The organism is Streptomyces sp. R21 (assembly GCF_041051975.1).
Taxonomy (GTDB): Bacteria; Actinomycetota; Actinomycetes; order Streptomycetales; family Streptomycetaceae; genus Streptomyces.
Map to the genome: position 1 here is coordinate 6,175,882 of NZ_CP163435.1, position 23,393 is coordinate 6,199,274.

Here is a 23,393-nt window from a genome sequence, read left to right on the forward strand (position 1 = left end):
CCGGATCGTGCGACACGCCCCGCGCTGGGGTATGGAGAGATTCAACGATGTGCGGGCTAGTCGGCTATGCCGGTTTTACGGGCCATGTGCCCCAGAACACCGAGGACACCACCTCGCTCAAGGAGATGACCGAGACCCTGGCGTGCCGAGGACCGGACGCCTCCGCCATGTGGGCCGAGGGGGCGGCGGGTCTGGGACACACCCGGCTGGCCACGGTGGACCTGATCGGCGGCCGGCAGCCCATGATCCTGGCTCGCGACGGGCGCACGGTGTTGGCGGTGGCCTTCACCGGCGAGGTCTACAACCATGCCCGGCTGCGGTCTGAACTGACCGCCCTCGGACACCGGTTCACCACCCGCAGCGACAGCGAGGTCGTACTCCACGCGATCGACGCCTGGGGCACGGGGGCTCCGGATCGTCTGGAGGGCATGTTCGCCTACGCCGCGTGGGAGCCGGGCCCCAGGCGGCTGACGCTGGCACGGGACCGGTTCGGGATCAAGCCCCTGTGCTACGCGCGCATCGGCGACACGGTGGTGTTCGGCTCCGAGCCCAAGGCGGTGCTGGCACACCCGGCGGTGACCGCGCGGCTCGATCTGGACGGACTGCGCGAGCTGCTGCTCTCCGCCCACCCGATGATCAAAACTCCCGGGCGCAGCGCCTTCGCGGGGCTGAACGAGGTCGCCCCGGCCACCGTGGTCACCATGACCCCCGAGGGTGTACACGCCCGCCGCTACTGGACGTTGACCCCGGCCGAGCACCGCGACGACCTGCCCGCCACGGTGGCGCGCGTACGGAGGTTGCTGGAGGAAGCCGTCACCGGACATCTGGCGGCCGACGTGCCGGTGAGCGTCCTGCTGTCCGGCGGTCTGGACTCCAGCGTGATCGCCGCGCTGGCCCGTCCCGCGGCCGGGACCCTGCACACCCTGTCGGTGGACCTCGGCAATCAGGCATCCGACCGGGACGCCATGGGGCGCGACCCGGACGGCCCCTACGCCGAGTTGATGGTGCGCCACCTGGGCACCTCACACCGCCGGGTACGACTGGACGCCGGTGCTCTCGCCGACCCCGACCGGCGCGCCCGGGTCAGTCACCTGCGCGACGGGCTGACGCTCGGGGACTTCGACACCTCGCTGCTCCAGCTGTACGGCGCGGTGCGCGAGGACTTCCCGGTCACCCTGGCCGGGGACGGAGCCGATGAACTCTTCGGCGGCTACCGCTGGTTCACCCCTCAGGCCGCGACAGCAAAATCCTTTCCCTGGGACAGCGTGCTGGACCGCGCAGACCTGACCCGGCTGCTCGACCCGGCCCTGGCCGCCGCCCTGGATCTGCCCGCACACCGCGCCGCACTCCACAAGGCCGCCTGCGCCGAGATCGAGCACCTGCCCGGAACCGCACCCGCGGAGGCCGCGCTGCGCCGCGACAGCTACCTCAACCTGACCCGGTTCCTGCCCTGCCTGCTGGACCGCGCAGACCGCCTCAGCATGGGCGTCGGCCTGGAAGTCAGGGTGCCGTTCCTGGACCACCACCTGGTCGAGTACGTCTTCAACACCCCCTGGGACATGAAGACCTTCGACGGCCGCGAGAAGAGCCTGCTGCGCGCCGCCGTCACCGACCTGCTCCCCGAACCGGTCCTGGCCCGCCGCAAGAGCCCCTACCCCATGGTCCGCGACCCCGCCTACCGCGCGTCCCTCACCGCACAGGTCCACCGCATCCTGACCGGAACCGGCCCCGCCACCGACCTGCTGGACACTGCCGCCGTACGCAGCCTGCTCCTTGAACCCACCGGCGCGGACCGCTTCCCCCGCGAGGGACTGGAACTCGTCCTGGACCTGGACCACTGGCTGCGCATCCATCGCCCCACGCTTCACCTCTGAGCGTCCCGCCTTCCATCTCTCACCGCCCCGTCGCCGAGACCGCACAGGACACCGACACCGCCATGCAGAATGCCGTGATCACCTCAGCCGTCCGCACCCCCATCGGACGCGCCCACAAGGGCGTTCTGGCCACCGTCCGTCCCGACGACCTGCTCGCCCGCACCCTCGCCGAAGCCCTCGCCCGCACCCCCGGCCTGACACCGGGCCACGTGGACGACCTGGTCGTGGGCTGCGCCCTGCCCGGCGGTGAACAGGGCTTCAACATCGCCCGCATCGCCGCCGTCCTGCTCGGCTGGGACCACGTACCCGGGGTGACCGTCAACCGCTTCTGCACCTCCTCACTGCAGGCGATCCGCATCGCCGCGCAGGCCGTGCGCTGCGGGGACGCCGATGTCGTCATCGCAGCCGGAGTCGAGTCACAGTCCCGTCTCGCCCACGGCAGTTCCGACACCTGGCCCGGCACCGAGAACCCCGCCTTCCACACCGCCGGGCAACGCACGATCCGGCGCTCACAAGCCGACGCGGGCCCCTGGAGCGACCCACGCGAACACGGCGGGCACCCCGACCCCTACATCCCGGTGGGACTCGCCGCCGAGAACACCGCCGACCTGTACGGCATCACCCGCACCGACATGGACGCTTACGCCGCCCGCTCCCACCGACTCACCCAACAAGCCCTCGACCAGGGCTTCCACTTCGGCGACATCGTCCCGATCAAGACCCCGGACGGCACCACAGCCACCGCCGACGACTGTCCGCGCACGGGGGTCACCCAGCACAGCCTCGCCGCCCTGCCGCCACGGTTCCGCCCCGACGGCAGGGTCACCGCCGGCAACAGTGCCCCGCTGTCGGACGGGGCTGCAGCGGTCGTTGTCATGTCCGAGACTTACGCCCGCGCCCACGGCTATACCCCGCTCGCCCGCATCCTGGCCACCGCCGTCAGCGCGGGCACTCCCGAGACCGAGGGCCCGGTCCCCGTCGCCGCGACCCGCACCGTCCTGAGCAGGGCCGGCCTGTCCCTGGCGGACGTCGGCACCGTCGCCGGCAACGAACCCTTCGCCGCCCAGATCCTCGCCTACTGCACCCAACTCGGCCTTGAGCCCGAGCGCATGAACCCGCACGGCGGCTCGATCGCCCTGGGCGAGCCCTACGGCGCGGCCGGCGCCCGACTGACCACCACCGCCCTTGCCACCCTGCGCCACGACGACCTCAGCACCGCCCTGATCAGCGTCGTCGCCGCAGGCGGCCAGGGCATGGCCCTCCTCCTGGAGCGCACCTCGTAGGCTCACCACCCGAAAGGGCGGCACCCCTTGGGGTGCCGCCCTTTCGTTCTGCCTGTTCAGGCGTTGGAGGCCGTGGCGGGAATCGAACCCACGTAACTCGCTTTGCAGGCGAGTCCCTAAACCACTCGGGCACACGGCCGGGTCGAGATCGGCACGGCTCACTCGTTCCGCTCTCGATGTGTCGACGGTAGGGCGGGCGGGGGAGGGGGCTCAAGGGTTCCGGGGGCGCTGCAACGGGACTGCCATACGCCGTTCATGAACGGTGGTCGTACGACCAAGGTTCGAGCGGAACTCGGTCTTCCGTCAAGGTTCAAAGAGGGCTGTGCCTCCTACGCTGGCGGGCATGACCGCCCTGGAAGCACGCGATGCCGAGACAGTCCCGCCGGACGCCGGCATGGGGGGCGCCGACGCCGGTGTCATGAGTCGGGACTATCGGGCGCTCAGCATCGGGATCGTGTCCGTCGTGCTGCTCATCGCGTTCGAGGCGACCGCGGTGGGGACGGCGATGCCGGTGGCGGCGCGGGAGTTGGACGGGGTGTCGTTGTACGCCTTCGCGTTCTCGGGGTACTTCACGACGAGCCTGCTGGGGATGGTGCTCGCCGGGCAGTGGTCCGACCGGGACGGTCCGCTCGGGTCGCTGACCGCGGGGATCGCGGCCTTCGCGACCGGGCTGCTGCTGTCCGGGACGGCCGGGGCGATGTGGCTGTTCATCGTCGGGCGGGCGGTGCAGGGGCTCGGCGGCGGCCTGGTGGTCGTCGCGTTGTACGTCGTCGTGGGGCGGGCCTACCCGGAACGGTTGCGGCCATCGATCCTGGCGGCGTTCGCGGCGGCCTGGGTGGTCCCGTCGGTCGTCGGGCCGCTCGCTGCGGGCGCGGTGACCGAACACCTCGGATGGCGATGGGTGTTCGTCGGGATACCGGTCCTCGTCGTCCTTCCACTGGCGCTCGCGCTGCCGCACATACGGCGGCGGACGGCGACCCGGGAGAAGGGGGCAGCCCGTGCTCCCTTCGACCGGCGTCGCCTCCGGCTCGCGTTCGGGATCTCGCTCGGCGCGGGGCTCCTCCAGTACGCCGCCCAGGACCTGGCCTGGCTCTCGCTCGTCCCCGCCGCCGCGGGCGCCGCGCTGCTGGTACCGGCGGCGCTCGGGCTGCTGCCGCGCGGCACGTTCCGGGCGGCGCGCGGGCTGCCGTCCGTGGTGCTGCTGCGCGGCATCGCGGCGGGATCGTTCGTCGCCGCCGAGTCCTTCGTGCCGCTCATGCTGGTCACCCAGCGGGGGCTGTCGCCGACGCTCGCCGGGTTCTCGCTCGCGGCGGGCGGCGGCGCGTGGGCGCTCGGCTCGTACGTCCAGTCCCGGCCGCGTGTGGAGCCGTACCGCAATCGTCTGGTCCTTCTAGGGATGCTGCTGGTGGCGGCCGCGATCGCCACCGCGTCCAGCGTGCTGATCGACGCCGTGCCGGTGTGGACCCTCGCCGTCGCCTGGGGCTTCGGCTGTTTCGGGATGGGGCTGGTGATCACCTCGACGACCGTGCTGCTGCTCCACCTCTCCGCCCCCGAGGAGGCCGGTGCCAACTCCGCCGCCCTGCAGATCTCCGACGGCCTCTCCAACGTCCTCCTGCTGGCCGTGGGCGGCGCCGCCTTCGCCGCGCTGGGCGGCGGCACGGTCAGCCACGCGGCCACCGCCGCGGACGGCTCCCGGCCCGCCGCCTTCGCGGCCGTGTTCCTGCCGATGGCGGCGGTGGCGCTGGTGGGGGCATGGGTGACCACACGGCTGCGGACACGCTGACCCGCCGGGCGTCCGCGGGCACAGCCCCACTGAACAACCGCCCAAGTGGCACCCCCCACCCCACCCCGCGCATGCTGGAGATGTCGCGGCGTGCCGCGTCGCCGTCGGCGAGGGCCAGGAGGCCGTCGCGAGGGTGAGGTGCGTGAGCGCCGTGCTGCGAGGCGTATGAGGCATGAGTCAGGTGGCAGCACGCAAGTGGTGGACCCTCGGCGCCGTCTGTGTGGCGGCGTTCATGCTGCTGCTCGACATCACGGTCGTGAACGTCGCGCTGCCCTCGATCCGTGCGGACCTGGGCGCGAGTTTCACCGATCTGCAGTGGGTGATCGACGCGTACGCGCTCACCCTCGCCGCCTTCGTGCTCACCACCGGCTCGCTCGCCGATCGCCTCGGCCGCCGCCGGGTCTTCGCGGGCGGACTCGTGGTCTTCGCCCTCGCCTCCCTGCTCTGCGCGCTGGCGCCCGACCCGCTCTTCCTCAACTGCGCGCGCGCCGTCCAGGGCGTGGGCGGCGCGGCCATGTTCGCGGTGTCGCTGGCCCTGGTCGCCCAGGAGTTCCCGGCCGGGCGCGAACGCGGCACGGCGATGGGCCTGTACGGGGCGACGATCGGGGTCGCGGTGGCGATCGGCCCGCTGGTCGGCGGCGCGCTCACCGACGGGCTCGGCTGGCAGTCGATCTTCTACCTCAACGTGCCGATCGGGGTCGCCGCGCTCGTGGTCACCTACGCGAAGCTGCGCGAGAGCCGGGACCCGAACGCCACGCGGGTGGACTGGCCCGGCGTCGCCACCTTCAGCGTCGCCCTGTTCCTGCTGGTATGGGCGCTGGTGCGCGGCAACGACGAGGGCTGGGGCAGCGCGCTGATCATCTCGCTGTTCGCGGCCGCCGCCGTACTGCTGGCCGCGTTCCTCGTGATCGAGGCGCGGGTACGCGAACCGATGCTTCCGCTGGGCCTGTTCCGGCGGCGGGCCTTCACCGGGGTGCAGCTCGCCGCGTTCGGCGTCTCCGCGGCGATGTTCGCGATGTTCCTCTACCTCACGCTCTACCTGCAGAACTACCTCGGCCTCTCGCCCTTCTCGACCGGCGTCCGCTACCTCCCGATCACGGTCGCCAGCTTCGTCGTGGCCCCGCTGGCCGGTGCGCTGCTCTCCCGGGTGCAGGCGCGGCTGCTGCTCTCCGTCGGCCTCGCCGCCGTGGGCGTCGGGATGCTCCTGATGCACGGCATCGAGACGGACTCCGCGTGGACGACCCTGCTCGCCGGGTTCCTCATCGGCGGCGCCGGGATCGGCCTCATCAACCCGGTGATCGCGGACGTGGCCGTGAGCGTCGTACCCGCCGAGCGCAGCGGCATGGCGGCCGGCATCAACGACACGTTCCGCCAGGTCGGCATCGCCGTCGGCACCGCTCTCTGGGGTGCGATCTTCATCGGCCGCGGCGCCGACAAGGTCGCCGAACTGACCGCGGGCAGCCCGACCGCGCAGGGCGGACAGCCACGCCGCCTCATCGAGTCCGTCTCCTCCGGCAACCTCGACCAGGCCCTCGCGCCGGTGCCCCCGCCCTCCCGTGCCGCCGTCGCCTCGGCCGCGCGCGAGGGGTTCCTCAGCGGCCTCAACCTCGTCCTGCTGCTCGGCGCCCTGGTCTGCTTCCTCAGTGCTGCACTGGCGCTGTGGCTGGTGCGGGAACACGAGATCGAACGGCAGGCCATCGTGGTGACGCACCCTCCGGCGCGGGTCGAATCCTGACGGTACGGAAGGTCCTTGGGGGCGCTCTGAGACCGCCGTACGGTGATGTGAGCTAGGTCCCATGGACGGCTGACCCGGCGTCGTCCGCCCGTTGACACCAGTGCGTCGCCGGTAGGGTGGCCCGGTTGTCATACGTAGCCGAGCCGCTCAACCCCACAACGGAGACCGTGACTACCACCGCCGCCAGCGCTGCCGCCCCGCACTCCTCGCACCACCTCTCACCCGCCTTCCCCGGCCGTGCCCCCTGGGGTACCGCGGGCAAGCTGCGTGCCTGGCAGGAAGGGGCGATGAGCCGGTACATCCAGGAGCAGCCGCGTGACTTCCTGGCCGTCGCCACCCCCGGCGCCGGCAAGACGACGTTCGCGCTGACGCTCGCGTCCTGGCTGCTGCACCACCATGTCGTGCAGCAGGTGACGGTGGTCGCGCCGACCGAGCATCTGAAGAAGCAGTGGGCCGAGGCGGCCGCGCGCATAGGGATCAAGCTGGACCCGGAGTACAGCGCGGGCCCGCTCAGCAAGGAGTACCAGGGCGTCGCCGTGACGTACGCGGGTGTGGGCGTGCGGCCCATGCTGCACCGCAACCGTGTCGAGCAGCGCAAGACCCTCGTCATCCTCGACGAGATCCACCACGCCGGCGACAGCAAGTCCTGGGGCGAGGCCTGCCTCGAGGCCTTCGAGCCCGCCACCCGCCGCCTCGCGCTCACGGGTACGCCGTTCCGCTCCGACACCAACCCCATCCCCTTCGTGACGTACGAGGAGGGGAAGGACGGGATCCGGCGGTCGTCCGCCGACTACACGTACGGATACGGCAACGCGCTGGCCGACAACGTCGTCCGCCCCGTCATCTTCCTCTCCTACAGCGGCAACATGCGGTGGCGCACCAAGGCGGGGGACGAGATCGCCGCCCGCCTCGGCGAGCCCATGACCAAGGACGCCATCTCGCAGGCCTGGCGCACCGCCCTCGACCCGCGCGGCGAGTGGATGCCCAGCGTGCTGCGCGCCGCCGATCAGCGGCTGACCGAGGTCAGGAAGGGCATCCCGGACGCCGGCGCCCTCGTCATCGCCTCCGACCAGGACTCGGCGCGTGCCTACGCCAAGCTGATCCGCGAGATCACCGGCACGAAGGCCACCCTCGTCCTGTCCGACGACACCGGCGCCTCCAACCGGATCGACGAGTTCAGCCACAGCAACGACCGCTGGATGGTCGCCGTCCGCATGGTGTCCGAGGGCGTCGACGTGCCCCGGCTGGCGGTCGGGGTGTACGCCACCACCATCTCCACCCCGCTCTTCTTCGCGCAGGCCGTCGGCCGCTTCGTACGGTCCCGGCGGCGCGGCGAGACCGCCTCCGTCTTCCTCCCGACCGTCCCCGACCTCCTCGGTTTCGCCAACGAGATGGAGGTCGAGCGCGACCACGTCCTCGACAAGCCCAAGAAGGAGGGCGAGGAGGACCCGTACGCCGAGGAGGACAAGCTCCTCGAGGAGGCCGAGAAGCAGCAGGACGAGGACACCGGCGAGCAGGAGCAGTTCTCCTTCGAGGCGCTGGAGTCCGAGGCCGTCTTCGACCGCGTCCTCTACGACGGCGCCGAGTTCGGCATGCAGGCCCACCCGGGCAGCGAGGAGGAGCAGGACTACCTCGGCATCCCCGGGCTGCTCGAACCCGACCAGGTGCAGATGCTGCTCCAGAAGCGGCAGGCCCGGCAGATCGCGCACAGCCGCAAGAAGCCCGACGACGAGGCGGATCTCCTCGAACTCCCGGCCGAGCGGCGGCCCGTGGTCTCCCACAAGGAGATGCTCGAACTGCGCAAGCAGCTCAACACCATGGTCGGCGCGTACGTCCACCAGAGCGGCAAGCCGCACGGCGTGATCCACACCGAGCTGCGGCGCGTGTGCGGCGGCCCGCCGAGCGCCGAGGCCACGGCGGGGCAACTGCGGCAGCGCATCGCCAAGGTGCAGGAGTGGGCCACCCGGATGCGGTGACGGGGCGGGCACGGCTCTGCCGCCTTGCGGTCGTCTCCGGTCCGTTCTCCGTACGTCGACGGCGGCCCCGTTTCCCGTACGACGATGCCGCCACCGGCGTACGCCCGGCACGTCTTCCGGCGTGTGCGCTCTGTGCAGGGGTGGTGCACGCCGCGTGGCAGGCGCCCTGCGTATCGGGACAAACGGAATCACTCCGCACCGTCCGATGCCCGGATTCTGGACGAAGACTTCCGCTGAGCGGACTGGCTCGCTACTGTCCCGCTACGCACACGCCCCGTGGCAGCGCCGCCGCGGAGCGCAGCCGTGAAGCGACTGGGCCCGGGAGAACCCGGGTCGTATGCCGACCGGCGGCCTCTGAAGCGCGTCGCCGACGGGACTCGGTGACGCATACGCCGCGAGGAGGCCGTCGACCCTCACCACTAAGGAGTGGGCGTCGTGACCGCGGAGACCTCTCAGACGCTCGACCGGGGCCTCAGGGTCCTCAAGCTGCTCGCCGACACGGATCACGGGCTGACCGTCACCGAGCTCTCGAACAAACTGGGCGTGAACCGGACTGTTGTGTACCGGTTGCTCGCCACGCTGGAGCAGCACGCACTCGTACGCCGGGACCTCGGTGGCCGCGCCCGGGTCGGGCTCGGTGTGCTGCGCCTGGGCCGCCAGGTGCACCCCCTCGTACGTGAGGCCGCGCTGCCGGCGCTGCGCGCGCTGGCCGAGGACATCGGGGCGACGGCACACCTGACGCTGGTCGACGGGACGGAGGCGCTGGCCGTGGCCGTCGTCGAGCCGACATGGACGGACTACCACGTGGCCTACCGCGCCGGATTCCGGCACCCGCTGGACCGGGGCGCCGCCGGGCGCGCCATCCTCGCCGCCCGGCAGACACCGGTGTCCGAGCCCGGATACACGCTCACGCACGGGGAGTTGGAGGCGGGGGCGAGCGGCGCCGCGGCGCCGCTCATCGGCGTGACGGGGGTCGAGGGGAGCGTCGGGGTGGTCATGCTGGCGGACTCCGTTCCGGAGCGGGTGGGGCCCCGGGTGGTGGACGCGGCGCGCGAGGTCGCCGACGCGTTGCGCTGACGGCGCGGGGCCGCCGACGCGTTGCGCCGACGGCGCGGGCGCCGGAGCCGAGCCGGACCTCGCCCGCGAGGCCGCCCGGCGCCGCGGGCCGTGCCCACGTCTCACGACCGCCCGCCGGGACCTGTACGGAAGCTCCGCGGAGCGGTGACGTTAGATTGATCCCGTGCTCTCTCGCCTCACACGCCCCCAGGCCATCGCCGTCTGCGCCCTCCCCGTCGTGGCCCTGCTCGCCACGGCGGCGTTCGCGCCGCTGCCGTTCTCCGTCGCGCAGCCCGGTATGACGGCGAACGTCCTCGGCGAGAACAAGGGCGACGAGGTGATCACCATCAGCGGGGCGCCCACCCGGGACACCCGCGGGCAGCTGCGGATGACGACGATCGAGGCGACGGGCCCCGACACGCATGTCTCGCTCGGCGACGTCCTCGACGGCTGGTTCAGTACCGACCGGGCGGTGCTGCCGCGCGACTCGGTCTACCCGAGCGGCGACAGCGTCAAGGAGATCGAGGCGCACAACACCGCACAGATGAAGGAGTCCCAGGACACCGCCACCGAGGCCGCGCTGTCCTACCTCCACAAGAAGGACGTCAAGGTCACGCTCAAGCTGGCCGACGTCGGCGGGCCCAGCGCCGGGCTGCTCTTCTCGCTCGGCATCGTCGACAAGCTGGACGGCGACGGCAGCGGCGGCGACCTCACGGGCGGCCGCACCATCGCGGGTACGGGAACGATCGACGCCGACGGGACGGTCGGCGCGGTGGGCGGCGTAGCGCTGAAGACGCAGGCCGCGCGGCGGGACGGCGCAACGGTCTTCCTGGTCCCGAAGGCGGAGTGCTCGGACGCGAAGTCGGAGCTGCCCGAGGGACTGCGCCTGATTCCGGTCACCACGCTCAACAGCGCGGTGGACTCGCTGGTCGCCCTGGAGAAGGGCAAGGGCTCGGTACCGAGCTGTTAGGCGATGGCGGGCCTCGGGGCGGCGGCGAGCCGCAGGCCCACCTCCACGAGGGTCCAGCCGAGTCGGGTACGGAGTTCGCCGGGGCGCTTGGCCTCGGTGGCGAGCCGGTGCGCGTCGGCCTGGGCGCGGAGTTCGGCGGCGCGGACGTGGTGCAGCTGGAGGTGGGTCTCCGAGTGCATCGGGATGACCTTTCTGTGAGAACTGCTCGGTGAGGGACTTCTTGGGCTTCTCAGTTGGTGGTGAACGGGAAGACGTGTGTGTGGATGCGGACCTGCTCGGCCTCGGGGATCTCCGCGGAGGCGGCGCGTGCGCGGTAGGTGTCGACCAAGTCGTGCATCTCCTTGATGAGTTCAGCGGTGAGGCCGGGAGTCAGCCGTAGCGTCATGTCGCTCATGTCGCTGGCGCTCGTCCACTCCCTGGACCAGTCGTCCCGGGTGCCGAGCCAGGTCGACAGCTCCCTGGAGTGCGTGGTCGCGATCTCGTGCAGGAACGTGTCCACGGCGCCCCGCACGGCCGGATCGGAGTCCTTGAGCATGGCGTCGTCGAAGATCAGGCCCTGAGCGGCCGCCTTCCACCAGCGCTCCCGCCCCTTGCCGTGCTCGGGGGCGTCCTCGACGAAGCCGTGCGCGGCGAGCTGCCGCAGGTGGTAACTGGTCGCCCCGCTGGACTCACCGAGGCGTTCGGCGAGCTGCGAGGCGGTCGCCGGGCCCCGCTGGCGCAGTGCGCTGAGCAACTGCATCCGCAGGGGGTGAGCCAGGCCCCGCAGTGAGCGGGCGTCAAGGGTGCGGTACTGCTCCTGCGGCTTCTGGGGCCGTTCCGGCTGCTCCGTCATGCGTACAAAGATAGCGCTGCAAAGACTTGGTTGCAACGGGTTCTTTGCAACTAAGTCTTTGGAACTCGCCATCGCGCCGAGTGGGCTCAACTCGCGGGCCCTCAGCCTCCCTTGACGAACCCCTCCGCCTTCATCCAGTCCAGCGCCACCTGATGCGGGTCCTGCCCCTCCACGTCCACCTTGGCGTTCAGGGTCTGCGCCACTGTGTTGTTCAGCCTTTTGGTGATCGGGTCGAGGACCTCGGCGATCTCCGGATGCTCCTTCAGGGCCTTGGAGTTGATCTCGGGGGCGACGTTGTAGTTGGGGAAGAACTTCTTGTCGTCCTGCATCACCGCCAGGTTCATCGACTTGATGCGCCCGTCGGTGGTGAACACCTCCCCGTACGTGCAACTCCCCTTCTTCACCTGGGTGTAGATGATCCCGGTGTCCATCTGCGTGATGTTCCCGGCGGGCAGGCTCATCCCGTACTTCTTCTCCATGCCCGGCAGTCCGTCCGCGCGGTTGGCGAACTCGCTCTCCACGCACAGCGTGACCGCGCCGGGGTCGGACTTGGCGAGCGCGGCGACGTCGGAGAGCGTCTTCGTGCCGTACTTCTTGGAGTTGTCCTGGTTCATGGCGAGCGCGTAGGTGTTGTTGAGGGAGGACGGCGGCAGCCAGGTCAGCCCGTTCTTCAGGTCCGCGTCGTGCACCGCCTGCCACTGCTTCTGCGGGTCGGTGATGGGCTCGCTGTTGCCGAGGTAGGTGATCCAGGCGGTGCCCGTGTACTCGTACATGCCGTCCGCGTCGCCGCTCTTGACGGCCTCGCGGGCGCCGATGGACCCCTGGATGCCCGTGCGGTCCAGGACGTCGGCGCCGGCCGCCTGGAAGGCGATGCCCATGATCGCGCCGAGGATCAGCTGCTCGGTGAACTCCTTGGAGGTGACGGTCAGATGGGCGCCCTTGAGCGGTTCGCCCTTCCCGATCGAGCCGGGCCCCACGTCGTCGACCATGGGGGAGCCGCTCTGCAGGCCGCAGCCGGACGCCAGTACGAGTGCCCCCGCGAGGGTGAGGACCAGTGCACGTCTCATGATCCCGCCTCCAACCCGTGTGGCTTGAGCAGGAGTTCGGCCAGCGAGGCGAGCCAGTCCACCAGCAGCGCCAGGGCGATCGTGAGGATCGAGCCGAGCACCAGCACCGGCATGCGCTGGGTGGTGATGCCGGTGGTGATGAGGACGCCGAGTCCGCCCCCGCCGCCGAAGGTGGCGAGGGTCGCCGTGCCGACGTTCAGCACCAGCGCCGTCCGTACGCCCGCCAGGATCAGCGGGACGGCCAGCGGGAGTTCGATCCGCGCGAGGACGCCCAGCGGCGACATGCCGATGCCGCGCGCTGCCTCCAGCAGGGTCGGATCGTTCGCCTTCAGGCCGGCGATCGTGTTGGAGAGGACCGGCAGGATGGCGTAGACGGTGATGCCGATCAGGGCCGCCTTCTGGCCGGTGCCGAGCCAGATCACCAGCAGGGCGAGGAGGCCGATCGCCGGGGTGGCCTGACCCATGTTGGCGAAGGCCATCGCGACCGGGGCCGCCTTCCGGAAGGCCCGCCGGGTGAGCAGGATGCCCAGCGGGATCGCGATGATCAGCACGAAGAACGTGGAGATCACGGTCAGTTGGATCTGCTGCCGCAGTGCCTTCCACACCTGGCCGCCCGAGAGCGCGTTCTCGGAGATCGGGTCGAGGTCGGCCTGCGCGAACCACATCCAGGTGGCCAGCAGCACCACCACGAGGAAGGCGGGCAGGAACGTCAGCTTCTGCCAGGTGATGCGGCGCGCGGGCCCGCTGGACGGCGGGGCGGCGGCCTCGCTCTCACGGCCGTCGTCACCGGCACCGCTGCCGCCGCCGCCGTCGCCGTCGCCGTCGTCACGGAACGCGAGCCCCTTGACCTCGTGCTCGCCCTCGGGCCGCTGCCGCGGTGGGGGAGTGCTCACGCCCTCGCCTCCCCGACGCCGTCGCCCTCCTGCTCCTCGTGGGTCTGCTGGGCGCGCGCCTCCTCCAGCTCGTGCTGGTGCTCCATGGCGTCCAGCCGGTCGGCCTCCAGAAGTTCGTGCACGGAGTTCATCAGCGTCTCCATGTCGACGACGCCGGTGTACTCGCCGCGCCGCCCGGTGACCGCGACCCGCCCCGTGTTGTCCGTCAGTACGGCCTCCAGCGCGTCCCGCACCGTGGCGTCCCGGGTCACCGTGTCGTGCACCAGCGTGCCCGCCCGCGCGAGCGAACCCTTCGCGCGCATGAGGTCGCCGCGTCGCAGCCACTTGTAGGGGCGGCCCCGCTTGTCGAGCAGCAGGATCTCGTTCGTGCCGCTGTGGCGGAGCTTGTTGAAGATCTCCTGGAGCGGGTCGTCGACGGTGACCGTCGGATAGTCGGTGATCTCCACATCCCGTACGCGCGTCAGGTTCAGCCGCTTCAGCGCCGCGCCCGCGCCCACGAACCCGGACACGAAGTCGTCGGCCGGGTTGGTGAGGATCGCCTCCGGGGTGTCGAACTGCGCGATGTGCGAGCGCTCCCGCAGGACCGCGATCCGGTCGCCCAGTTTGATCGCCTCGTCGAAGTCGTGCGTGACGAACACGATCGTCTTGTGCAGTTCGTGCTGGAGCCGGATCAGCTCGTCCTGGAGGTGGTCGCGGGTGATCGGGTCGACCGCACCGAACGGCTCGTCCATCAGCAGGACGGGCGGATCGGCGGCCAGCGCCCGTGCCACGCCCACCCGTTGCTGCTGGCCGCCGGAGAGCTGGCGCGGATAGCGGTTGTGGAACTCGCCGGGGTCGAGGCCGACCAGGTCGAGCATCTCCTCCACCCGCGACCTGATCCGCGACTTCGACCAGCCGACCATCTTCGGTACCAGCGCGATGTTCTGAGCGACCGTCATATGGGGGAAGAGCCCGGAGGACTGGATCGCGTAGCCGACCTTGCGGCGCAGCTTCACCGGGTCCATGTCGGTGACGTCCTCGCCGCCGATCCTGATCCGCCCGCCGGTCGGCTCGATCAACCGGTTGATCATCTTGAGCGTGGTGGACTTCCCGCAGCCCGACGGGCCCACGAAGATGACCAGTTCGCCCGCCTTGATCTCCATGTTCACGCTGTCGACGGCCGGGTCGGGGCTGCCCGGATAGCGCTTGGAGAGGTTCTCCAGCTCGATGCTGGCGCCGGACGTCGACGCGCTTCCGGCCTCCGCGGCACTCTCGTTGGTCGCCGGCGCGGTCTCAGGCACGGATCCCCCTCGGGATGGTCAGCCGTCCGATGAGGACGTACGCGGCGTCGAAGAGCAGCGCCAGGACGATGATCCCGAGCGTGCCCGCGAGCACCTGGTTGAGCGCGTTCTTGCTGCCCAGGGAGCCGATCCCGCGGAAGATCTCGTTGCCGAGGCCGGGCCCGGAGGCGTAGGCGGCGATGGCCGCGATGCCCATCAGCATCTGTGTCGAGACCCGGATGCCGGTGAGGATCGGCGGCCAGGCGAGCGGCAGCTCCACCCGCAACAGCCGGGCGATCCGGGACATCCCGATGCCCTTCGCCGCGTCCACCAGCGACGGGTCGACCCCGCGCAGGCCCACGATCGCGTTGCGGGTGACCGGCAGCAGCCCGTACAGCGTCAGCGCGATGACCGTGGGCGGCACGCCCAGGCCCACGATCGGGATCAGCAGACCGATCATGGCGAGCGAGGGGATGGTCAGGATCGAGGACGTGGTGAGCGTGGCCAGGTTGCCCGCCCACTGGCTGCGATAGGTGACCACGCCGATGATCACGCCGATGAGGGTCGCGATCACCATGCACTGGAAGACGGCGCTGGCGTGCTGGTAGGCATCGGTGAGCAGCTGCTGGTGGCGGTTTCCGAGATACTCCCAGAAGGTCACTGTCACCTCGCATGGCTGCTGGGCTGTGCGGTTTCCGTCGGCCGCGGGCTCACTCGTCGAGCGACGCCTGCTCCACCAGCGGGATGATCCGCAGTGGAACGGGGTTCTCCATGACGATCGCCGTGGCGGCCCGGACAATGCCATCAAAACCGACAACCCGGTCGATCACCCGTTGAAGATCCGCGTTGGAGCGGGCCACCAGGCGGCACAGCATGTCCCCGCTGCCGGTGGTGGTGTGCAGCTCCAGGACCTCCGGCACGGTCGCCAAGTGCGCCCGTACGTCCGGGCCTTGGCCCTGCCGGATCTGGAGCGTCGCGAACGCGGTGACGGGGTAGCCGAGCGCCGCCGGATCCACCTGCGGGCCGAATCCGCGGATGACGCCATTCGACTGAAGCCGGTCAAGCCGCGCCTGCACGGTGCCGCGCGCGACCCCCAGCCGCCGGGACATCTCCAGCACGCCGATGCGCGGCTCCTCGGCCAGCAGCACGATGAGCCGGCCGTCCAGATGATCGATCGCCATGGGGGTCCTCCGGAACGCCTCGGTGGTGGTCATCATGTACAGAAATGCCGCGAATACGGGTTCGCGACTGAGCAGATTGACCAGCTAATACGCAAACTATTGCGCACCTTGTGGATCGGGGGGAGCCTGCCGACATGACTCAGACAACCCACCACACCCCCGACACCGCACGGCAGGCCGACCCCTTCCCGGTCAAGGGAATGGACGCGGTCGTCTTCGCCGTGGGCAACGCCAAGCAGGCGGCGCACTACTACTCCACGGCCTTCGGCATGCAGCTGGTCGCCTACTCCGGACCGGAGAACGGCAACCGCGAGACCGCTTCGTACGTCCTCACGAACGGCTCGGCCCGCTTCGTGTTCACGTCGGTCATCAAGCCCGCCACCCCCTGGGGCACCTTCCTCACCGAGCACGTGGCCGAGCACGGCGACGGCGTCGTCGACCTCGCCATCGAGGTCCCGGACGCGCGCGCCGCCCACGCGTACGCCGTCGAGCACGGCGCCCGCTCGCTCGCCGAGCCGCACGAGGTGAAGGACGAGCACGGCACGGTCGTCCTCGCGGCGATCGCGACGTACGGCAAGACCCGTCACACGCTCGTCGAGCGGACCGGCTACGACGGCCCGTACCTTCCCGGCTACGTCGCCGCCGACCCGATGGTCGAGCCGCCCGCCCACCGCACCTTCCAGGCCATCGACCACTGCGTCGGCAACGTCGAACTCGGCCACATGAACGAGTGGGTCGGCTTCTACAACAAGGTCATGGGCTTCACGAACATGAAGGAGTTCGTGGGCGACGACATCGCGACCGAGTACTCGGCCCTGATGTCGAAGGTCGTCGCCGACGGCACGCTCAAGGTCAAGTTCCCGATCAACGAGCCCGCCATCGCCAAGAAGAAGTCCCAGATCGACGAGTACCTGGAGTTCTACGGCGGCGCGGGCGTCCAGCACATCGCGCTCAACTCGGGCGACATCGTCGAGACGGTTCGCACCATGCGCGCCGCCGGAGTCCAGTTCCTCGACACCCCGGACTCGTACTACGACACCCTCGGCGAGTGGGTCGGCGACACCCGCGTCCCGGTCGACACCCTCCGCGAGCTGAAGATCCTCGCCGACCGCGACGAGGACGGCTACCTGCTGCAGATCTTCACCAAGCCGGTCCAGGACCGTCCGACCGTCTTCTTCGAGATCATCGAGCGGCACGGCTCGATGGGCTTCGGCAAGGGCAACTTCAAGGCCCTGTTCGAGGCGATCGAGCGGGAGCAGGAGAAGCGCGGCAACCTGTGAGGCCCCTGCGGTGCCTGTGAGTTCGTACGCTGTGAGTCTTTACAACATGCAACCAGCGAACGGCAGTTGACGCTCTCATGTCCTGTGGGTGCCACGAGGGCACCCACAGGACCCGGGGGTGAGAGTGACCACCCGCATCAACCTCGCCACACCCTCCGACCGCTGGCTGTGGCAGAAGAGCACGCTCAAGGAACCGACGGTCCTCCAGTCGTTCGCCTTCGACGAGGCGAACAAGCACCTGTACGTCCTCCAGGTCACCGCCACCGGACACGCGGCCGGCGATCTGTGCCTGAACAGGCTCCACTACGACGGCACCCGGCTGGGCCACATGTACCTCAAGGGCTTCGGCCACGGCGTCAGCATCGGCATCCAGCAAGACGCCGAGGACGGCCGCACCTGGATCTGGACCGAGGCCGACGCCAAGAACGGCTACGGGCAGGGAATCACCCGCTTCCACTTCTCCGACGGGGCGGTCCGCACCGGCGCGCAGGTCAACATCCGCCACCCCATAGCGGGCTCCATCAACAACCAGCCGTCGGTCTGCATGGCGTCCGAGCGCATCGCCGTCCGCTACCGCGACGCCGCCAACCGGCCCCGCTACCGCGTCTGGGACCTCGACCGCTTCGTGGCCCGCGACTACGCCGACCCCGTCGCCGACTTCGCCCAGACCGGCGCCCACCCCGACGCGAAGGTCCCCTTCCAGGGCTACGCCCTGTACCGCACTTGCGTCTACCAGCTGGCGGGCTCGGCCTACGAAGCGAAGACCAACCCGGCCGCCGAGCACGGCAACACCCACGTCTCCAGCATCGACATCACCACCGGCGGGCTGCTCCAGCGGGAACGCACCGAGGCCGGACACTCGCTCGTGTACCGCGAGCCGGAGGGCCTCGCCGTGCGCGGCGGCTCCAACCCACAGGTGTACTTCGGGTTCGCCTCCGGGCAGCTGGGAGCACGCCGTTTCTCGATCTTCGTCAAGGAAGCCAGGACGCGGGCCGAGCCGTAGTCTGACCGCATGGCCAGGATCAACGACGTGGGCGGCATGCAGGGCTTCGGCGCCATCGACACCACCGACGACACCGAGCCCTTCCACGCGGACTGGGAGGCGCGCGTCGTCGGCCTCTTCAACGCCCTGCGCGCGCAAGGGGTGTTCAACACCAACGAGTTCCGGGACGCGATCGAGTCGCTGTCACCGCAGGAGTACCTGGAGACCTCGTACTACGAGCGGTGGTTCAAGGCGATCTGCGCGCTGCTGGAGCGCAAGGGCGTCATCAAGCCGGGTGAGCTGGACGAGGCGCCCGACCTGCGGGGTGATCACGATGACTGACACCGACCGCTTCCCGCCGGGCACCCTGGTGCGCACCTTCCACCACGACCCACCGCACCACACCCGCCTGCCGCGCTACGCGCGCGGCAAGCACGGGGTCGTGGTCGAGCCGGAGGGCCGGGCGGAACTGGCCGACCTCAGCGCACAGGGACGCGGGGACGCGCCGGTCGAGCAGGTGTACGCGGTCCGGTTCGCGGCCCGTGATCTGTGGGGCGAGGGCGACCATCACGTCGTACTGGACCTGTGGGAAAGCTACTTGGAAGAGGATCGCGATGACGAGCGGTGACCACCACGACGACGCGCTGATCTCCCGCCGGGTGCGGCGCCTGGAGACCCTCCTCGAGGAGAAGGGGGTGATCTCGGGCGGGGCGCTGGACGAGGTGATCGACGCGTTCCTGTCCGGCTCGTCACCGGCGAACGGGGCGAAGGTCGTCGCCCGCGCCTGGGTGGACCCGGAGTTCAGGTCCCGCCTGCTGGCGGACGGTACGGCGGCGGTCCGCGAACTCGGCTTCATGGACGGCTCGTTCCAGCGCCTGCGAGTGGTGGAGAACACAGAGTCCGTCCACAACGTCATCGTCTGCACCCTCTGCTCCTGCTACCCCCTCCGCCTCCTCGGCCCGTCCCCCAGCTGGTACAAGTCCGAGGCCTACCGCTCCCGAGTGGTCCGCGAACCCCGCGCCGTACTCGGCGAGTTCGGCCTCGTCCTGCCGGCCACCACGAAGATCGAGGTGTGGGACTCCAGCGCGGAAACCCGGTACATGGTGCTGCCGCGCCGCCCGGCCGCGACGGAGTCGCTCGGGGAGCGGGAACTCGCGGCCCTGGTGCCCCGCAACGCCCTGATCGGCACGGCGGCCGCATCCAGCCCGTCCGGCGTTTGAGGACGAGGCCGTTCAGGCCGATAAGCGGGGGCGAGGGGGCGCAGCCCCCAGGAACGGGACGGGCAGGGGCGGAGGGGGCGAAAGAAACTCAGCGTGCCCCGGGGCTGCCAGGCGCAGCCGTCGGCTCTGCCGGGCCCTCCGCGGCTGGCTCGCCCAGGGAGTCGAGGGCGGACTTGGCGACGGGGACGAACAGGGGTGAGAAGTAGGGGTTGATGCGAAGTGCCTCGGTGAGGTGGCGCCGCGCAGGCCCACCCCGATCGAGGTCCCGCTCGATCACCCCCCGGTGATACGCGTACAACGCACTCCGCACCCCACCCCCATGCTCCCTGTCCATCGCCTTGGCCGCGAACCCGAGCGCCTCCTCGTCCTCCCCGGCCCGATGCAGCGCCCACCCCAGCGCGTCCGCGACAGCGACCCCCGGCTGCCGCCGCCACTCGCCCCGCAGCAGCCGCACCGCGGTCGCCGGATCCCCGTGGTCGGCCTCGAACGTCCCGAGGACGAGGTCACCGTTCACGCCCCCGGCGGCCTCCTCCCGCACCCGCGCCCGCAGCAGGTCGTACTGCGCACGCGCGGCCCCGCCGAGCCCCAACGACTCGTACAGCTCGCCCAGTTCGAGGGCGTACCGCGGCTCGGGCTGCCGGTCGAGCGCGGCCCGATAGGCGCGCAGGGCCTCCGACGTACGGCCGAGCGCCGCCAGCGCGCGCCCCTGCCCGGCAAGGGCCCCGTGCTCGTCGGGATCGGTGCGCAGCGCGGCCTCGTAGTGCTGGAGCGACTCCTCGCGGTCGCCGCGCTCCCAGGCGAGCTGCCCGGCCTGCTCCAGACAGGCCGCCTGCTCGGCGGGCGTCCGGGCGAGCGCCGTCGCGTCGGTGAGCGCGGCGGCCGCGTCCTCGCGCCAGCCGCGGTCCCGGTACACGCCCGCGGCCCGCGCCAGCACCGTGGACCCGGAGTGCAGGTCGAGCAGCTTGTCGAGCGCCCGGCGGGTGGCCTTGTAGTCGCCGAGCCCGGTGTAGGAGTCGATCAGCAGCGAATACGTCGTCCACCGCTTCGGCGCCGCCTGGGCCGCCGCCTCGGCCCACTTCCGCCCGGCCGCGAAGTCGCCCCGCGTGTTGGCGAGCGCGGCGAGCCCGTCGAGGGCCTCCACGTTCCCCTTCGGCCGCACCTTCAGCGAGGTCCGCAGCGCCTGCTCCGCCTTCGGGTAGTACGCGGGCACAGCCGTCCGCCGCGCCTGCTCCACGTACGCCGTACCGAGCACCGCCCACGACCGCTCGTCGCGCGGATGGGCCCGCAGATGGGTCTCACGGTCGCCGATGAGCGCCACCAGGTCGGGCAGCGCGGCGGGCACCCCGGCGCCCACGGCCGTCGCCGCACGGGCCTCGGGACCCGGCGCGGGCGGCGGCGCCTTCCGTTGCCCGGAGGGCGTCAGCACCAGCACACCGCCGAGGACGACGCACCCGGCGACCGCGCCGATCAGCGCACGCTTCATGAAGCGGCCAGGGCGCGGCGCCGAACGCCGCTCACCGATGTCCGCGCCGATGTCCGCGCCGGTCTCCCTGCGGATCTCCATACCGGTCTTCATGGCGATCACTGTGCGTCAATACGAAGACCACATCCCGGCATGTGAAGGGTGCCGCAGACGGGGTTCACACCGATGGCCCCGGGTGCGACGCTGTGATCATGAGCCGTATCGAAGCCCCGCGCGACGAGGTCACCGGAAACCTCGTCGACCGTCTGCTCGCGGACCTGCCGGCCGAGGCGGTCCTGACCGACCCGGACGTCACGGCCTCGTACGCCAACGACATGGCGAGTTTCTGCGAGGCGGGCGCCCCGGCCGTGGTGGTCCTGCCGCGCACCGTCGAGCAGGTCCAGCACGTCATGCGCGTCGCGACCGAGCTGCGCGTGCCCGTGGTCCCGCAGGGTGCCCGCACCGGCCTGTCCGGCGCCGCCAACGCCTCCGACGGCTGCATCGTGCTCTCGCTCACGAAAATGGACCGCATCCTGGAGATCAGCCAGGTCGACCGGATCGCCGTGGTCGAACCCGGCGTCATCAACGCCACGCTCTCCCGCGCGGTGGGCGAGGTAGGCCTCTGCTACCCGCCGGACCCGTCCAGCTGGGAGATGTGCACGATCGGCGGCAACATCGGTACGGCGTCGGGCGGCCTGTGCTGTGTGAAGTACGGCGTGACGGCCGAGTACGTCCTCGGTCTGGACGTCGTCCTCGCAGACGGGCGGCTGATGTCCACCGGGCGCCGTACGGCGAAGGGCGTCGCCGGATACGACCTGACCCGCCTCTTCGTCGGCTCCGAGGGCTCGCTCGGCATCGTCGTACGGGCGACTCTGGCGCTGAAGCCGCAGCCGCCCCAACAGCTCGTCCTGGCCGCCGAGTTCGGGTCGGCAGGTGCCGCGTGTGACGCCGTATGCCGGATCATGGAGGGCGGGCATGTGCCGTCCCTCCTCGAACTCATGGACCGTACGACGGTGAAGGCCGTCAACGACCTGGCGCACATGGGCCTGCCGGAGTCCACCGAGGCCCTCCTCCTCGCCGCCTTCGACACCCACGACCCGGCCGCCGACCTCGCCGCCGTCGGCGCGCTGTGCGAGGCCGCGGGCGCGACGCAGGTCGTCCCCGCCGAGGACGCCGCCGAGTCCGAACTCCTGCTCCAGGCGCGGCGGTTGTCGCTGACCGCCCTCGAAGCGGTCAAGGGCACGACGATGATCGACGACGTGTGCGTGCCCCGCTCCCGGCTCGGCGAGATGCTCGAAGGCATCGACCGCATCGCCGACAAGTACGCGCTCACCATCGGGGTCTGCGCCCACGCGGGCGACGGCAACACCCACCCCACCGTCTGTTTCGACGCCGCCGCCGCCGACGAGTCCCGGCGCGCCCGCGAGTCCTTCGACGAGATCATGGCCCTCGGCCTGGAACTCGGCGGCACGATCACCGGCGAGCACGGCGTGGGCGTCCTGAAGAAGGAGTGGCTGGCGCGCGAGATCGGCCCGGTGGGCGTGGAGATGCAGCGCGCGATCAAGACGGCGTTCGACCCACTGGGTCTGCTGAACCCGGGCAAGCTCTTCTGACTCTCTGCGGCAGGCGGATGCGCTCACTCCCCGTCCGTCGACTCGTCGCTCGGCCAGGGGTCGCGCAGCCACAGGTCGTCGGCCGGGGTCGGCGCGAGCAGCTCGGCGAGGCCGTCGTCGATGCCGAGCTGCTCGGCCTCAGAGCCCGGGGGGACCACCCGAAGCGTCCGCTCCAGCCAGGCGGACACCTGCGCCGCGGGTGCCTCCAGCAGGGCGTCCCCGTCCGGCGAACTCAGCGCCATCAGCACGACGCTCCGCCCCGCCACCTTCGTCGGCCACACCCGCACGTCCCCGTGCCCGCACGGCCGGAACACCCCCTCCACCAGCAGCTCGCGGGCGAACGTCCAGTTGACGGGGTGATCGGACCCGATGTGAAAGGCGATGTGGACGGCGTACGGATCGTCGGACCGGTAACTGAGCCGCGCCGGGACCGGGATACTGCGCTCCGGCGACAGGACGAGTTTGAGCTCGAGCTCGCGCTCCACCACTGTGTGCATGACGTGCGTTTCCTCTCTCGTACGGGGCCTTGGAGCAGGCCCGTACGAGTGGAGAGCGCGTTGCCCCGGAACCATTACGCGGGTTCGGAGAATCTTTTTTCGCCTCCTTGGACATGGCGCCCGGGGCCCGGCAGCCACGACGAGCCAGAGAGGGCTCCGCTCTCCCCGCAGACGCGGCGGAACCGTGCTCGAAAGGAGTGGGTGCGGCGGGAGGGGACTCGGTGTGTGCCGGGGTCTGGCTGTGTCTTCCCGGGGGATAACCCCCGGACCCCCAGCCGAAAGCGTGACGGGGCCCGCCCGTGGAGGTGACGGTTCCTGGCCCGCGGCCGAGGCGAATCCCGCCCGGGGAACGCGGCGGAACCGTGCTCGAAAGGAGTGGGTGCGGCGGGAGGGGACTCGGTGTGTGCCGGGGTCTGATAGATGTGGAGGC

General features: G+C 70.8%; 22 protein-coding genes and 1 tRNA gene. 13 read left to right on the forward strand and 10 right to left on the reverse strand.

The window, feature by feature from the left end; translation table 11 throughout:
* Nucleotides 1–47 precede the first annotated feature (47 nt).
* Together asnB and AB5J56_RS27595 are read left to right on the forward strand one after the other, a co-directional pair.
* Complete coding sequence (gene asnB, locus AB5J56_RS27590; RefSeq protein ID WP_369236061.1) at nt 48–1,874, forward strand: asparagine synthase (glutamine-hydrolyzing); 1,827 nt, start codon at nt 48–50, stop codon at nt 1,872–1,874.
* A 62-nt stretch (nt 1,875–1,936) separates the two neighbouring features.
* Nucleotides 1,937–3,157, forward strand: coding sequence for an acetyl-CoA C-acyltransferase (locus AB5J56_RS27595; protein WP_369236063.1), 1,221 nt, complete (start codon nt 1,937–1,939; stop codon nt 3,155–3,157).
* Nucleotides 3,158–3,221: 64 nt separating this feature from the next.
* Here the strand turns inward: AB5J56_RS27595 and AB5J56_RS27600 are convergent.
* A tRNA-Cys gene (locus tag AB5J56_RS27600) sits at nt 3,222–3,296 on the reverse strand.
* 255 nt (nt 3,297–3,551) lie between these two features.
* On the opposite strand from AB5J56_RS27600, the gene AB5J56_RS27605 reads away from it, so the two are divergent.
* The 5 genes from AB5J56_RS27605 to AB5J56_RS27625 all read left to right on the forward strand — a co-directional run bounded on the left by AB5J56_RS27605 (nt 3,552) and on the right by AB5J56_RS27625 (nt 10,677).
* On the forward strand, nt 3,552–4,940 hold the full coding sequence (locus tag AB5J56_RS27605; RefSeq protein ID WP_369242825.1) for an MFS transporter: 1,389 nt from the start codon (nt 3,552–3,554) through the stop codon (nt 4,938–4,940).
* A 172-nt stretch (nt 4,941–5,112) separates the two neighbouring features.
* Complete coding sequence (locus AB5J56_RS27610; protein WP_369236065.1) at nt 5,113–6,675, forward strand: MFS transporter; 1,563 nt, start codon at nt 5,113–5,115, stop codon at nt 6,673–6,675.
* 167 nt (nt 6,676–6,842) lie between these two features.
* Entirely contained in the window at nt 6,843–8,651 is a 1,809-nt protein-coding gene (locus tag AB5J56_RS27615; protein ID WP_369236067.1) for a DEAD/DEAH box helicase, read from the forward strand.
* Between the two features lie 435 nt (nt 8,652–9,086).
* On the forward strand, nt 9,087–9,728 hold the full coding sequence (locus AB5J56_RS27620; protein ID WP_369236069.1) for an IclR family transcriptional regulator: 642 nt from the start codon (nt 9,087–9,089) through the stop codon (nt 9,726–9,728).
* Nucleotides 9,729–9,891: 163 nt separating this feature from the next.
* Nucleotides 9,892–10,677, forward strand: a complete 786-nt coding sequence (locus tag AB5J56_RS27625) for a PDZ domain-containing protein (RefSeq protein WP_369236071.1) — start codon at nt 9,892–9,894, stop codon at nt 10,675–10,677.
* On the opposite strand, the gene AB5J56_RS27630 is transcribed toward AB5J56_RS27625, so the two are convergent.
* The 7 genes from AB5J56_RS27630 to AB5J56_RS27660 form a co-directional block, all read right to left on the reverse strand.
* On the reverse strand, nt 10,674–10,856 hold the full coding sequence (locus AB5J56_RS27630) for a hypothetical protein (RefSeq protein ID WP_369236073.1): 183 nt from the start codon (nt 10,854–10,856) through the stop codon (nt 10,674–10,676). The two genes, AB5J56_RS27625 and AB5J56_RS27630, sit on opposite strands and share 4 nt — an antisense overlap.
* 50 nt (nt 10,857–10,906) lie before the next feature.
* Nucleotides 10,907–11,509: an ArsR/SmtB family transcription factor gene (locus tag AB5J56_RS27635; RefSeq protein WP_369236075.1), complete on the reverse strand. Its 603-nt coding sequence runs from the start codon at nt 11,507–11,509 to the stop codon at nt 10,907–10,909.
* A 101-nt stretch (nt 11,510–11,610) separates the two neighbouring features.
* On the reverse strand, nt 11,611–12,576 hold the full coding sequence (locus AB5J56_RS27640) for a glycine betaine ABC transporter substrate-binding protein (RefSeq protein WP_369236077.1): 966 nt from the start codon (nt 12,574–12,576) through the stop codon (nt 11,611–11,613).
* Nucleotides 12,573–13,469 carry an ABC transporter permease gene (locus AB5J56_RS27645; RefSeq protein WP_369236079.1) on the reverse strand — a complete coding sequence of 299 codons (897 nt, stop codon included), beginning with the start codon at nt 13,467–13,469 and terminating at the stop codon, nt 12,573–12,575. The genes AB5J56_RS27640 and AB5J56_RS27645 overlap by 4 nt, the downstream gene beginning before the upstream one ends.
* Nucleotides 13,466–14,749 carry a betaine/proline/choline family ABC transporter ATP-binding protein gene (locus AB5J56_RS27650; RefSeq protein WP_369236081.1) on the reverse strand — a complete coding sequence of 428 codons (1,284 nt, stop codon included), beginning with the start codon at nt 14,747–14,749 and terminating at the stop codon, nt 13,466–13,468. The genes AB5J56_RS27645 and AB5J56_RS27650 overlap by 4 nt, the downstream gene beginning before the upstream one ends.
* Nucleotides 14,742–15,389: an ABC transporter permease gene (locus AB5J56_RS27655; protein WP_369242827.1), complete on the reverse strand. Its 648-nt coding sequence runs from the start codon at nt 15,387–15,389 to the stop codon at nt 14,742–14,744. The genes AB5J56_RS27650 and AB5J56_RS27655 overlap by 8 nt, the downstream gene beginning before the upstream one ends.
* A gap of 49 nt (nt 15,390–15,438) precedes the next feature.
* A complete protein-coding gene (locus tag AB5J56_RS27660) occupies nt 15,439–15,909 on the reverse strand; it encodes an Lrp/AsnC family transcriptional regulator (protein ID WP_369236083.1) in 471 nt (156 codons plus the stop codon).
* A gap of 134 nt (nt 15,910–16,043) precedes the next feature.
* Between AB5J56_RS27660 and hppD the strand changes: the two genes are divergently transcribed.
* From hppD to nthA, 5 genes are all read left to right on the forward strand, one after another.
* On the forward strand, nt 16,044–17,189 hold the full coding sequence (hppD, locus tag AB5J56_RS27665; RefSeq protein ID WP_369236085.1) for a 4-hydroxyphenylpyruvate dioxygenase: 1,146 nt from the start codon (nt 16,044–16,046) through the stop codon (nt 17,187–17,189).
* Between the two features lie 118 nt (nt 17,190–17,307).
* The gene (locus AB5J56_RS27670; protein ID WP_369236087.1) at nt 17,308–18,192 is read left to right on the forward strand and encodes a Teichoic acid biosynthesis protein C (Precursor); all 885 of its coding nucleotides are present in this window, start codon (nt 17,308–17,310) and stop codon (nt 18,190–18,192) included.
* 9 nt (nt 18,193–18,201) lie between these two features.
* Nucleotides 18,202–18,513 (forward strand): hypothetical protein, encoded by a 312-nt coding sequence (locus AB5J56_RS27675; RefSeq protein WP_369236089.1) that lies wholly within the window; start codon nt 18,202–18,204, stop codon nt 18,511–18,513.
* Nucleotides 18,506–18,799 carry an SH3-like domain-containing protein gene (locus tag AB5J56_RS27680; protein ID WP_369236091.1) on the forward strand — a complete coding sequence of 98 codons (294 nt, stop codon included), beginning with the start codon at nt 18,506–18,508 and terminating at the stop codon, nt 18,797–18,799. The genes AB5J56_RS27675 and AB5J56_RS27680 overlap by 8 nt, the downstream gene beginning before the upstream one ends.
* On the forward strand, nt 18,786–19,391 hold the full coding sequence (gene nthA, locus AB5J56_RS27685) for a nitrile hydratase subunit alpha (RefSeq protein WP_369236093.1): 606 nt from the start codon (nt 18,786–18,788) through the stop codon (nt 19,389–19,391). Before AB5J56_RS27680 ends, nthA begins: the two co-directional genes overlap by 14 nt.
* An 88-nt stretch (nt 19,392–19,479) precedes the next feature.
* Here the strand turns inward: nthA and AB5J56_RS27690 are convergent, their stop codons facing one another.
* A complete protein-coding gene (locus tag AB5J56_RS27690) occupies nt 19,480–20,874 on the reverse strand; it encodes a tetratricopeptide repeat protein (protein ID WP_369242829.1) in 1,395 nt (464 codons plus the stop codon).
* Between the two features lie 185 nt (nt 20,875–21,059).
* Between AB5J56_RS27690 and AB5J56_RS27695 the strand changes: the two genes are divergently transcribed.
* Nucleotides 21,060–22,466: an FAD-binding oxidoreductase gene (locus AB5J56_RS27695; RefSeq protein WP_369236095.1), complete on the forward strand. Its 1,407-nt coding sequence runs from the start codon at nt 21,060–21,062 to the stop codon at nt 22,464–22,466.
* A gap of 23 nt (nt 22,467–22,489) precedes the next feature.
* Here the strand turns inward: AB5J56_RS27695 and AB5J56_RS27700 are convergent, their stop codons facing one another.
* Nucleotides 22,490–22,963: an SsgA family sporulation/cell division regulator gene (locus AB5J56_RS27700; RefSeq protein ID WP_369236097.1), complete on the reverse strand. Its 474-nt coding sequence runs from the start codon at nt 22,961–22,963 to the stop codon at nt 22,490–22,492.
* Between the last annotated feature and the right edge of the window lie 430 nt (nt 22,964–23,393).